This window comes from Photobacterium sp. AWH4_225 (assembly GCF_056158405.1).
Window position 1 is genome coordinate 1651981 of record NZ_JBSWTF010000001.1, and the last position, 13049, is coordinate 1665029.

Annotated in this window: 10 protein-coding genes; 6 read left to right on the forward strand and 4 right to left on the reverse strand. The window is 43.2% G+C overall.

Features of this window, described 5'->3' with window-relative positions:
- The first annotated feature begins 105 nt into the window (after window positions 1–105).
- Both ACXAD4_RS07925 and ACXAD4_RS07930 read left to right on the forward strand, forming a co-directional pair.
- A complete protein-coding gene (locus tag ACXAD4_RS07925) occupies window positions 106–357 on the forward strand; it encodes a hypothetical protein (RefSeq protein WP_475240353.1) in 252 nt (83 codons plus the stop codon).
- 112 nt (window positions 358–469) lie between these two features.
- Entirely contained in the window at window positions 470–712 is a 243-nt protein-coding gene (locus ACXAD4_RS07930) for a hypothetical protein (RefSeq protein ID WP_475240354.1), read from the forward strand.
- 58 nt (window positions 713–770) lie between these two features.
- Here the strand turns inward: ACXAD4_RS07930 and ACXAD4_RS07935 are convergent, their stop codons facing one another.
- The 4 genes from ACXAD4_RS07935 to aspT form a co-directional block, all read right to left on the reverse strand.
- On the reverse strand, window positions 771–1439 hold the full coding sequence (locus ACXAD4_RS07935) for a trimeric intracellular cation channel family protein (RefSeq protein WP_475240356.1): 669 nt from the start codon (window positions 1437–1439) through the stop codon (window positions 771–773).
- 94 nt (window positions 1440–1533) lie between these two features.
- On the reverse strand, window positions 1534–2991 hold the full coding sequence (locus tag ACXAD4_RS07940; RefSeq protein WP_475240359.1) for an amidohydrolase: 1458 nt from the start codon (window positions 2989–2991) through the stop codon (window positions 1534–1536).
- A gap of 293 nt (window positions 2992–3284) precedes the next feature.
- Window positions 3285–4892: a bifunctional aspartate transaminase/aspartate 4-decarboxylase gene (locus ACXAD4_RS07945; protein WP_475240361.1), complete on the reverse strand. Its 1608-nt coding sequence runs from the start codon at window positions 4890–4892 to the stop codon at window positions 3285–3287.
- A 90-nt stretch (window positions 4893–4982) separates the two neighbouring features.
- The gene (gene aspT / locus ACXAD4_RS07950; RefSeq protein WP_475240363.1) at window positions 4983–6695 is read right to left on the reverse strand and encodes an aspartate-alanine antiporter; all 1713 of its coding nucleotides are present in this window, start codon (window positions 6693–6695) and stop codon (window positions 4983–4985) included.
- A gap of 306 nt (window positions 6696–7001) precedes the next feature.
- On the opposite strand from aspT, the gene pdxY reads away from it, so the two are divergent.
- The 4 genes from pdxY to gltS all read left to right on the forward strand — a co-directional run bounded on the left by pdxY (window position 7002) and on the right by gltS (window position 12789).
- Window positions 7002–7871 carry a pyridoxal kinase PdxY gene (gene pdxY, locus ACXAD4_RS07955; protein ID WP_475240366.1) on the forward strand — a complete coding sequence of 290 codons (870 nt, stop codon included), beginning with the start codon at window positions 7002–7004 and terminating at the stop codon, window positions 7869–7871.
- A 168-nt stretch (window positions 7872–8039) separates the two neighbouring features.
- The gene (locus ACXAD4_RS07960) at window positions 8040–9230 is read left to right on the forward strand and encodes a BamA/TamA family outer membrane protein (protein ID WP_475240368.1); all 1191 of its coding nucleotides are present in this window, start codon (window positions 8040–8042) and stop codon (window positions 9228–9230) included.
- Between the two features lie 163 nt (window positions 9231–9393).
- Window positions 9394–11421 carry a carboxylesterase family protein gene (locus ACXAD4_RS07965; RefSeq protein ID WP_475240370.1) on the forward strand — a complete coding sequence of 676 codons (2028 nt, stop codon included), beginning with the start codon at window positions 9394–9396 and terminating at the stop codon, window positions 11419–11421.
- 150 nt (window positions 11422–11571) lie between these two features.
- Window positions 11572–12789, forward strand: coding sequence for a sodium/glutamate symporter (gene gltS, locus ACXAD4_RS07970; protein ID WP_475240372.1), 1218 nt, complete (start codon window positions 11572–11574; stop codon window positions 12787–12789).
- Window positions 12790–13049: the final 260 nt, after the last annotated feature.

Genomic DNA, 13049 nt, shown 5'->3' on the forward strand with positions numbered 1-13049 from the left:
TTGATTTATAAAGAGGGTGTGATCAATCAATGAGGATGATGAGTTAATATGCGCTTGATATAAAATAGGGGATAGTTTTTATATACAAATAATATTCAAGATACAATGAAAATAAAGTTCCCAACCCCTTTGTTGCTTCGACATCTTATGGGCTTTAAATCAACTGTTTTTACTTTACCAGAACCGGTTGGCTTAAATAATTTCAACCGGAATATTAAAAATACTGATTATCCAAAAGAAAGACCTTTGGGTAAGCACTGCATAGACCGCCATCAATTGGAAGTACTACTTTGGGAGTCAAGCAAAGAAAATGAACAGTTACGGGCTAAAGTTAAGCGACTTGACTGGTGGCCGTAATTTAGATGAAAGATATCAATCAATGGGCTAACAACCACCCATGGTGTATGTTGGCCTTTTCTATTTTTCTGGGCTGTGTCCTTACAGGGTTGATTGGTTTGGTTATTTTTCGATGAACCCATTAGAGATGAAGCTGCTTTTAGATGAAGATATGAAAGAAAAACAATTAATTGAAGAGGTGACACGCCTCCGGTATGACGTTGAAGAATTGAAAAGAGAAGTTGAATGTTTGGGAAGCAATGACCAAGATACTAAGTGGTATGAAAAAGACTATATTATTGCAACTGTGCGAATTATCTTATTCGCATTTGCTGTATCAGTCATACTTTTATTCGGTTGGTTGTCCATGCAATAATTGCAGAAAATAAAAAGGTGGCTCTTTAAGAGCCACCTTTTTTATCTTCGAACTTGATTTACTTATTGTGATAATTTTCGAACTTTTGGATTCTGTATCCCAGTAATGCCCATTCAGGTAATGTGATTTTGTCATTGATTGAAAGGTGGCGCATGTAAATGATCAAGGCTATCGAGATAATGGCACTGATACTGCCAATTTCTGGGATAAGCATCAGCATCATTGCATGCAGGGTACAGCCAATAGTAACCGGGATTGCATATAGGTTTTTGCTAAATAACAGTGTTGGGCGTTGCAGCAGGACATCCCTAATTATACCCCCACCAACAGCGGTGATGACGCCTAGCAGGACTGGGCCTGCGGGAATACCAAACCCTAGTTCCCAAGCTTTGTTTGTGCCCTGTATACCAAACATTGCGATGGCAAAGGTATCAATATACAAATAAAAACGGTTTATCCATTTTTTCTTCAGTAGGCCAAAAAAGATAAAGCCGATGATACTGCTGGCCAATGCTATCCAAATGTAGGAAAGATCTTGGGCCCAGAAGATAGGCACATCTAACAAGCAATCTCTTATGGTGCCACCGCCAACGGCGGTGATCATACCTAGTACCATCACGGCAAACAGGTCGATTTCTTTTTTTTCTGCTGCTAAAACGGCAGATATGGCAAAAGCAGCCGTGCCCAAAACGCTGATAATTTCAATCAGAATAGCAGTGTGATACATAACTACAGTTATTCTCTGTGGGTGTGATTACCAGTGGAAAGTAAAAGTAAGCAAGTGCCCATGCAGCACTTGCTTATCTCGTTGCATGTTGCGATTAGTGGTTACACTTTTCGCTGTGCTGGTGGCCAATACCAAAATGTTCAAGAGCGGTATGAAGGCAGCACTCATAATGGTTCAAGGCTTGATCATCCAACTTACCACGTGGGTTCTGGTCAAAATCATTCAGCGATTGATATTCAAAGCCGTTCTTCTTGGCTTCAAAGTCTTGTTTGGCTTTTTCGATTAGCTCAGGGTTGGTCATAAGTTCCAAACCTTGGGCTGCTAAAGTATGGGCAGCTTGCAGACCGGCTTTTTGACCAATGCTCATACCGTTACAGGCTGTACAACCCCATTGGTGTGGTGGGATATGCTTAGGCCATGACGCAAAGATAACGCCCATTGTCGGTACCTGCCAGCTGATATCGCCCACGTCGGTAGAGCCACCCACTTCAACGCCAGTTTGTACCGGTAGCACATCGGTTGCCAGGCCATCTTCCGGCTTGCCCATTTCACGCTGAATAGATTTGGCAAAATTTTGCTCTTCCTCTGTCCAGGCAATAGGGAAGTAACGCTGCATATGTTCGGTAATTGACGTTGCCAGTACGTCATTTGGTAGGCAGTCATAAATGCCACCTAGGTTAGTTACTTCAGCTTTGGTTTGGGTAGAGAGTGCAGCACCTTCAGCCATATCTTCTAGCCAGTTCTTATGCTTACGTACATTTTCAGCGCTCTTGCCACGATAGCGAACAAGTACTTTTGCATGGTCAGGTACCACGTTTACTGCGCTACCGCCGTCAAGGATTTGGTAATGAAGACGGCCTGTAGGTTCGAGTTGCTCACGCATCATGTTGGCAGACATCAGGAAGATTTCAGCGGCATGCAGAGCACTGCGGCCATCCCAAGGGGCAACACCAGCGTGTGCTGTTACACCATGCCACTCGACGATCAAGTCAATCGAAGCGGTTGAGTGCATGTTGATGGCTGCGTTAACCATTGCTGGATGGTTGTGCAGGCAAATATCAAGGTCATTAAAGAGGCCCGTTGCAGCCATATAGTTTTTACCGTTCAACGCTTCCTCTGCCGGACAACCGTAGACTTTGATTGTGCCAGGGATGTTCTCTTTTTCCATATGGTTTTTCAGTGCGATAGCGGCACCAATTGAGCTTGAACCGATCAGGTTATGACCACAGCCATGGCCGTTGGTGTTACCATTTTTGGTTGGTTCCTGAAAAGGTACAGTGTCGTTACCAAGACCTGGTAGAGCATCAAATTCAACAAGGTAACCAATAACTGGCTTGCCCGTACCCCAAGTGGCTACCCACGAGGTAGCAAGACCTGCAATATCACGCTCGACAACTTCAAAGCCAAACTTTTCCAGTACAGCACTTTCGTAAGCAGAGCTCTTGAATTCTTCATAGCTTAGCTCGGCAAAATCCCATACATTTGAGGCCATATCCCAAATAACATCAGAAAGGGCTTTTACTTCGTTGTCTAGCTTTTCAAATTTATTCATAAGTATTATTCACTCTGGATTTTAAATAGATAATTAAGAGTTGAACGCAATGGATAAAGTACAGGTTTGTTCATCTCTTGAGGACGGGTTAATAATAAATTTAATACGTAGATAATTTAAATCATGATGTGATGACTCAGTCATCATGCGGAATTTATGTGGATATTTAAAAAATGTATTTTAATAAAATAAAGTCTGGTCAAAATAATAAGCCCCGCAAACACTCAGGATGTTTGCGGGGCTTAGATTTAGTGAAATTAACGGCTGTGAGGGGGAGTCACAGCTATTAATTTTTAGGCTTGTGTCGCTGTGATGAAGTCATTGTAGTATTCATCCAGCACCTTACGGGTTTCGCGGCCAATTAGCTCATACTCGTGGTGAGTCAGGTTAGCTAGCGATACTCGTACCGAACCGTGTACAACGTCGAAACCTTTACCCGGAAGCAAGATTACACCTGTCTCATGAGCAAGGCGGAACAAGAAGTCTTTACCTTTGTTGTTGCCTTTGAACCAGTCAACGAATTCTTGGCCGTACATCTTGGCACCCAGTACATCAAGGTCTAGCAGGGTGTAGTAATCAACGCGGTTGACATCTTTTTCCATTTCAACACCCATGTTTTTGTATAGGGTGTTGTAACGCTGGCGGATAATGTTCTTACACGCATCTTTATAGGTTTCTTCCGCATCCATTAGGCAAGCCAGTGAGAATAGTGCCATCTGAACCTGTTGTGGAAGAGAAAGGCCGGCTGTGTGGTTAAGAGCTACACCACGGCTTTCTGCAACCATACGGTCGATAAATTTAATAGTACGTGGCTCTGGAGTCAGTGTTTTATAACGCTCATCCAGTAGCAGTTTTTGTTCTTCAGATTGGTTTTGTAGTGCGTCATCGAACACATTGTTGTGCTGAATTCCGATAACACCTAGACGCCAGCCTGTTGCACCGAAGTATTTAGAGAATGAGTAAACACATAGGGTGTTGTATGGGCATTTTGCAAATAGAGATACGAAATCATCTGCAAATGTACCGTATACATCATCAGTAATGATGAACAGATCTTTACGCTTGGTATCGATTAGCGTTGCAATCTTGTCTAGTGTCTCATCAGACATTTTCACCGATGCAGGGTTTGCTGGGTTTACCACACACAGTAGTTTGATATCCGTGTCTTCTAGCTTGGCAATTTCTGCATCCGGTAGCTGCCATGTTTCTTCATCTAGGCGAAGCTCAACAATTTCCAGTTCGTATTCAGCCAGCTCTGGGATTTCCAGGTAAGGAGTGAAAATAGGTGTGATAAGCGCAATCTTGTCACCTTTTTTCAGTAGGCCGTTGTTGAACATAGACTGGAAGCTATAGGTCATTGACGCTGTGCCACCCTCAGTCGCGAATAGGTCGAAATCGTGTGACATTGGAATACTGCCATACATTTCCTGACCAATGTATTGCTTAACCACTTGCTCGATGTTGGTTAGCATGCGATCTGGCACTGGGTAGTTACAGCCTAGGAAGGCATTCACAAGTTCGTTAAGGAATACTTGCTTGTCGATACCTAGGCGGTCTTTGGTGTAGCTCAATGCTTTTTGTAGGAACTTCACGCCTTCTGCGTTAGCGTTTTGCTTAGCAAAAGTGTCAAAGCGCTCAACAATGCCAACACCGTCTGGGATACCACCGAAACCACCGTTTAGGTAAGAGTATGTACGCTCAGACTCTTCCAGGGCAAAGTCACCAAGGCGAAGGAAAGCGCGGCGAGGAAGTGTTGCCAAGAAGTTAGGGTTACCACGGCCAGCATCTAGCAGTGCACGGTCTGGTACTGTTTGTGCTACTTCAATCAGTTTATCTTTAAGCTCAAATGGGCTTAGGTTCGCGAATTTTGAAAAGTCGATAGTGTTAGTTTCAGTAGTCATAATCTTTTTTCTCTTAGGGTGGGGTGTAATTGGCCGACCCAAATACACCCGCAAGTGTTGAGTTAATGTTTTTCGAATTAAGTAAGGGGATTACATACCGGCGTTTTTACTAATAATGCCGATAATAATTGGGCCCCAAAGTGTCAGTAATACGTTTGCTACCGCGTAAGTTACTGTGAAAGTAAATACCGGTGTTGAGTTGCCTGCTTTATCTAGTAGGGCGGCAAATGCAGGGTTTGCACTGCGGCCACCGGTTACACAACCAAGCGCTTCAATTGGGTTTCTAATTCTCAGGATGTAGTAAGAGAAGAAGAAAGAAACAAGTTGTGGAATAAGCGTGACGCAAACACCTAGCAGCAATAGGGTCAAACCATTTTCTTTAACGGCAACGACAGCTTGTGGGCCAGCTTCAAGGCCAACGATACCGACGAATACAGCTAGACCGAAGTCACGGATAAAGTTAGCAGCGCCCTGTGGAAACGAAGCCACTCGAGGGTTGCGGCTACGCAACCAGCCAACCATTAGGCCTGAAATCAGACAGCCTGCACCTGAGCCGATAGTGACCGGGATACCCGCAATCTTGAAGCTGATCATGCCAATCAGAAGGCCAAGTACCATACCCAGACCAAAGAACACATAGTCGGTAACAAAAGCTGAGCCGAGGCGTTTACCAATGTTTTTCTCGACACGGTTGATGTCTTTGGCTGAACCCGTCAACTGGATAACATCGTTTTTCTTAACCACAAGATCTGGAGTGATCTCGATGTTGTTGCCGCCACGCTGGTAACCAGTGATATATACGCCACGGGCGATATCATTGTTGGTTTCACGCTTAACCTGTTCTAGGGTTTTGCCAATCAGCTTGGAATCAGTCGCAATAAGCTGGCGGTTTTCTTCGATAAGTTCGATACCGGCCGGTACTGGCACTTCGCGGCCAATTTCTTTGGCAAACTCACGAACCTGGTTACGGCGGCCAGTTACGATGATGACATCACCATTTTGAATTGGTGTGTACTTATCGATATCAAGGCTCTTACCATCACGCTCAATCACTTCAATAGCGATATCAATGAGTTTTTCATTGGCTTTGGCAATGGTTTTGCCTTGTAGGCTACTTTTCGCATCAACTAGGTAAGCACGGGTTACCAAGCCGGTAAGGGCGTTGAATTCACCCGGCGCAAGCTCAGGTTTACCACCAGATACTTTTTCAGCCAGTTTGATCGCTTCGCCACGGATATCCCATTTCATGATGCTTGGGATAATCCAGGTCACCATCAAGATAGGACCCAATGAACCAAAGATATAGGTTACCGCGTAGCCAACAGCCACGTTGGTTTGCATCAGTTGCTTAGCTTCTGCTGTCAGGCCGGAAAGCTTGGCAATTGCATCACCCGCTGTACCAATAATGGCAGATTGAGTCAGGCCACCCGCAGCAAGGCCTGCCGCAGTACCTCGGTCGAGATCGAAGATCCAAGCCGCTGCCAGTACGCACAATAAACCGGTGACTGTCATCACGACTGCAGAAAGCAGGATGTTCACAGTACGGAAGTTCAATGCACTAAAGAACTGTGGGCCGCCCTGGAAACCAACAGCGTAAATAAAGAGTGCAAAGAAAATGCTTTTTACGCCCGGGTCAATATGTACGCCAAATTGCCCAATAAGTACACCGACTAATAGCGTACCTGCAACACCACCTAATACAAATCGGCCAATTGTAATCTTACCAATTAAGTAACCGAAGGCTAATGTTAAAAATAGGGCGATAAAAGGCGAACTACTAATTAAGTTTTGAATAATAGTCATCGCTTTACCAATAAAAATATAATGTCATGTTTGATATTCAGCGGTAGTTACCGTGAATAGATTTCAGAGCGACAAAACAATGTCTGTGCTCCGGTTCGTGAAAAATAATACGGCGAGAGCAAATAATCTAATAATCACTTTTGTAGGACGATACCCGTCAATTATTAAAGCCATCAATAACGATGGATGCTATCCGTCAAAAACGATTATTAAATTCTCCTTAGACTACTTACTCTATGCGGCCAAATTCACCGGCCAGTAATATGTGGCCTAGTTTCCTTTAATAAATAACGAAGAAGGTGAGATATGTCTGGTATTCTGTCCATTCAGTCACATGTTGTGTATGGAAGAGCAGGGAATAGCTCAGCGATATTTCCGTTGCAGAGGATGGGGTTTGATGTTTGGCCCATTCATACCGTGCAGTTTTCTAACCATACCCAATATGAACAAGGGTGGACAGGCAGAGCGTTTGCGGCTGAAGATATTACCCAGCTGGTTAGCGGTATCGACAACATAGGGAAATTAGGTCAATGCCAAGCGGTATTGTCCGGCTATCAGGGTAGTGCGGAGCAGTGTGAAGCGGTTATTGACACAGTAAAGTTGGTAAAAGAGCGCAATCCTGAGGCTATCTATACCTGCGATCCTGTAATGGGTGACCCAGCCAAAGGCTGTATCGTTGCGCCGGGTGTGGCAGAAATCCTAGTTAACCAAGTCATGCCAATGGCGGATATTATAGTACCTAACCAGTATGAGCTAACCCAGTTTACTGGCATAGAGATCAACGATTTGCAAGATGCTATTACGGCTTGTCAGATCGCATTGAGCAAAGGCCCAAAATTGGTTGTGGTAAAACACCTTCACAGTATTAGCAAAGACAAATTTACAATGATGATGGCGTCTAAAGATGGAGCATGGTTGGCCGAACGTCCATATTTAGATTTTGCCAAACAACCAGTTGGTGTTGGTGACTTGATTTCAGCCCTATTCACGGGGAAATACCTAAGTAGTCAAAATTCTCGACTTGCTTTTGAGTTTTGTAACAATGCCAGCTTTTCTGTATTGGAGAAAACATACCAATTGAATGAGTGGGAATTGCAAACAATTGCCGCCCAGGACGATATATTTTTCCCGAAAAATAAATACAAACTGCAGAAGGTTGCTTATTTTGGACTGTAAAACTAAAAATCAACTACCCACCTTGTTTGCACTTATCAACAAAAGGTTAGTACCGACGTTGATGTTGGTTTGTTCCATGCTGGGTGTAGCGATGATTAAGCCATTTCAAATATTAACCGGCTTCCAGTTAATGAAAGTCTTTTTTTAAATAATTATATTAAATCTCTCATGTTAAAAAAAATTACGACCACGGCTGCCTTTTTAAGTGCAGCTATAATTGCTATTCCAGCAGCAAATGCCATCTCATTCACCGACCCTGTGGATGGTAAATTTGACATGGGTGACTATCTGGCTGAGAACGCCTATGGTTTTTTGCCGGTACCTATCATTATCACTGAACCTGCCGTGGGCTATGGTGGCGGAGCGATGGGGATCTTTCTCCATGAATCCGAATCAGAAAAGCAACAGCGCAAACAACTCGCACAACAATCACTAGATGGTGGTGCCCAACTTATCCCACCGGCTGTGACTGTTGTCGGGGCGGCGGGGACCCAAAACGGCACCTGGCTAGCTTTCGCTGCTCATCGCCGGACGTGGAATAAAGACAAAATCCGATATTTGGGCGCTGTCGGTTATGGCAATGCCAAACTCGATATTTATGACACATTCTCACTCGGTGGAAATGACGTCGAGTTAGCGTTTGATACCGAATCTACTGGCCTTGTGGTATTGCAAAAAGCTGAATTCAGGGTAGGGGACTCTCCTTTGTTGCTTGGTGTTAAACAGTTTTACTCCCGCTCGACGATTGAATCTTCCAATCATTTAGCAGACAAGCTTCTGACTGGTTTTATGGGCAAAGAGACCAATATGTCCAGTCTTGGCTTATTGGCGAAATACGAAACCATAGACAACTTATTCTTCCCGCGTAATGGCTTTGTGGTTAACGCCGAATACGACCTCTATCGCGAGGCCATTGGCAGCGACTATGAATATGACCAATTCAAATTGGAGGGACAAGGCTATATTCCTATCAATAACAAATGGACAATAGCTGTTGCGGGTGATTACCAGAGCCTGAAAACAGATGAATGGTTTTTGCCACCATTGTCCAAACCTTATATCGACCTGAGAGGCGTATCGGCGTTTCGCTACCAAGGGGATGAAGTAACCACCCTGCAAGGTCAATTGATGTACCACCTAGACAACCGTTGGACCTTATCGGGTTTCTATGGGGCGGGTAAGACAACGGACTATGGCCTATTGAAAAACCCTCTGACCAAAAGCGAAAGCAGTGTCGATGCTTATGGTGTGGGCTTCCGTTACCAAATTGCCCGCCGCTACGGTATCCACATGGGGGTAGATGTGGCTTTCAGCGAAGGCGACAGCGCACTGTATTTCCAAGTGGGCTCTGGTTTTTAAAGACTCTAATTGTGGTCGGGCAAAGGGTGGATAACGTCCTACATAATCGATTACGGCATTTGATGTCATCTCTCTACAATACGCTTCATTCACGGGCTAGTGGCATTCGTTTAGCACGTTGGGCATGACTTAATTCACGATTATTTTTCTGAAGAAGATTTTTATGAAACTGTTTACTCGTACTCTGGTGGCAACAACGATTGCCATGGGCTTGGCCGCCTGTGGTGGTGATAATAAAAATGAAAGCCCAGTTAACAATAGCGCGGTGGTATATAGCGAAAACGCCACAATTACAGGCGTGACTGAAACTGTTCAAATAAACAATATCCAAGGCGAAACAGAGAAAGTGCAAATTGAAGCCTACAAGGGGATTCGTTTTGCAGAGGCTGGTCGTTTTCAGCACAGCCAGATGAAAAGTTTAAGTGGCAATATTGCCGCCATAGATTTCGGCGATATTTGTCCGCAAACAAGTGCAAGCACTGCCACCCAATCAGAAGATTGCCTTAACCTGAATATTTGGCGACCAGCGAATATTGAAAATTACGGAAAACTTCCGGTGTATGTCTTTATTCATGGTGGGTCATTCGAGACCGGCTCCGGCTCACACAAAATGAATCACGGTGATGTGATTGTCGCACAAAGTGTTTCTGATACTGCATTGGGTGAGCGTACAGAGCCGTTTATTGCAGTGACCTTGAACTACCGCCTGGGATTGTTGGGTAGCTTGTGGGTTGACCCTGAAAATGATCCAAAGGGGGGCAACTATGGAATAGGTGACCAAAAAAGGGCTTTGGAATGGATCAATAAGAATATTGGATTCTTTGGTGGTGATAGCCAAGAGGTCACAGTGTTTGGCCAAGGAGCTGGTGCCAGCTCAATCGGAATCCTTCAACAAGTAACAGATGAAGAGCAAGACCCTGACAGAATTGACGACATTGCTGGAAAGTACTTCTCGAAAGCGATAATGCAAAGTAACTCGGTAGGACTTGCTTTAAAAAGCAACAAGTCAGCGGCAGCATTGAGTGAATCATTGGTTGATTTTGCAAATACAGAGTACCCAGAACAGAGCAGCGAAAACGTTCTTGAAAACTTGCCTATTGATAAATTGTTGGTTGTACAAGAAAAAGCAAAAGGCATTGATACCAAAATTAGCAATAAATTAAGCAATATATTGAGTACAACATATAGTACATCTTCACTGTTGCCTTATGCTCCTTATATAGAGAACTATAAAAAATTATTCACTGAGAAAAAAGGCTACCACGTCACGGAGCAGAAGCATCAAGTAGAATTTAAAGTTCCTACAGTGCTGGGGTTCAACGAGAATGAATCAAACAGCTTTGCTTCATTGATAGAACTGCTATTTCTATACAACATCTCCGATGGTGATGAGCAGCCTTTGCTGCTTCCTGAACTTGGGTATGACACTACTATCAATGAACTATTTGATCATTTAACGGGTGAAGAATCAGAGCTTGAAGATGGCCTTAAAGAAACTTTAAATACAGTACGTAGTGTGCTGAGTGGTTTTATAGAGTTAGACCAACCAGTGCGTCAAAATATGTACCCAGTTATTGCAAGCTTGTTCTTTGGCAGTGATACAACATCAGAGATATTTAAGTTAGAAGATTATAAGCCGAACAACGATCAATCATTGCTTGATGGTGGCGCCGCAGCAAATATTGGTAAGTTTCATAAGCTATTAAATGATTTGCTATTTGACTGTGCTTCATATGTTTTTGCACAAGAGCAAAAGCAACCGGTAACATTGTATCAGTTTAAATATAATGCAGGGTTCTCTGTTTGGCCGATAGGTGATAATGACGGCATTCTAGATAAAATCAACGGTATTGTTAAATCTATTGGCTGTTTGACTGGTAAAGCTTGTAATGGGTCAGAGCTTCCCTTTGTATTTAACAATTACTACAACATGGATGAGCAGAAAATGTTGTCTTTGAGCGGCAAAGATAAAGCGTTGCAAAGCAAAATGTCTCGGGTGTGGTTCACTGATGATATTTTTAACCAATATGACAGCGACAGCGATAATGTTTGGGTTGTTGATAAAGATGGTGTGTTTGGTGAGAAGTACAAATGGGATGCTGAGTATAATCAAGGTCAAGACCCAGCCCTTCAGTTTGGTACCTGTAATGCACTAAAAGATAGCGGCATTTTGTTTAATTATATGAATTAAAATTATATCTTTCGTTGCTATAAAACAGGAAGGGTGTGGAAACAACCTTCCTGTTTATTTTCTGCCTTAATGATTTTCTCCATGGAATGAATACCACTTAATTTTTATTGCCCAGAGTTAGTTACTGGGTGCTCAGCACGTCGAGGCTCTATGGATACATTAATTTCAATTGGCGCACTGGAATCATTTTTAATTGCTATTTGTGTGCTTATTCTTGGTTTGGTTATCAATAAACATGTCGCTGTATTTCGCAAGTTCAGTATTCCCGAGCCGATTGTCGGTGGTTTGGTTATCGCCTGTATCATAACAGCCCTTCATCTCAGTGGCATACAGATAGAATTTGATTTACCCCTACAAAACACCTTGATGCTGATGTTTTTCAGTACCGTTGGTCTGGCAGCTAGCTTTAAGCAACTTGCCAAGGGTGGGGCCAAAGTTTTTGTTTTTCTGGTGATTGCTTCAATTTACATTGTCATTCAAAACGGCGTTGGTGTTGGGATGGCGACTATGCTGGGCCTAGAACCACTGATGGGACTTATTGCTGGCTCAATTACCCTGTCAGGAGGGCATGGTACAGGGGCTGCTTGGGCGCAGACATTCACTGAGAGTTTTGGTCTTGAGCATACCATGGAGATTGCTATGGCTGCTGCGACCTTTGGTCTTGTGATGGGCGGGATTATTGGTAGCCCAGTTGGTAAAAGGTTGATCAGTAAGAATGACCTATCTAAAACATATAGTGATAAGGAACCTGAGCAGTCGAATGTCGTTACCTTTATTGAAACAAAAATTGAGCGGGTAACGGCGCAGAAAGTGATGTCTAACTTGTTCCTGATCATGTTGTGTGTGACAGGTGCCAAATACCTCCATCAATATATTAATAGTTTGGCTATTGATTGGTTGATGATCCCAGATTTTGTCTATGCATTGTTCATCGGTGTAATTATTACCAATACTTGTGATGTGTTAAAAGCTAAGCCAGTAGATACCGAAACCACAGACATTTTAGGTACGGTTTCACTGTATTTGTTTTTGGCTATGGCGCTGATGAATTTGAAACTATGGAATATATTTGATTTAGCCGTTCCTTTCTTACTCATTCTTTTGGTACAGACGGTTATCCTGGCGTTGTTCTCATATTTTGTCACCTATCGGGTGATGGGCAAAAACTATGATGCCGCTGTAATATCGGCAGGACACTGTGGATTTGGGCTAGGCGCAACTCCTACAGCTGTTATGAACATGGGAACGCTCGTTAACGAGTACGGCCCGTCACCACAGGCCTTTGTTGTGATCCCTATCGTCGGGGCATTTTTTATTGATATGGTGAACTTGGTTATTCTACAAGGGTTTATCAGTATTATCGGTTAATAGTTTCATTTAAAACACCATCAATAATTAAATAGCCTGCTGTGTATCGCAGGCTTTGTTTTATATCAACAGATGGTGAAGGGTTTGGTCCATCAAAAGGGATTATTGGGTTATATGTTTTTACCTTATATTTATCTCCGCTATCTGATGCGGAGGTTAAATAAATTTAATTCCAACCTTTTTATTAGCTCAGATTAAAAATAAAACTAAGCAAATTTATCTTATTGCTTTTCTATCGATACACAAATTAGGAAATTAAA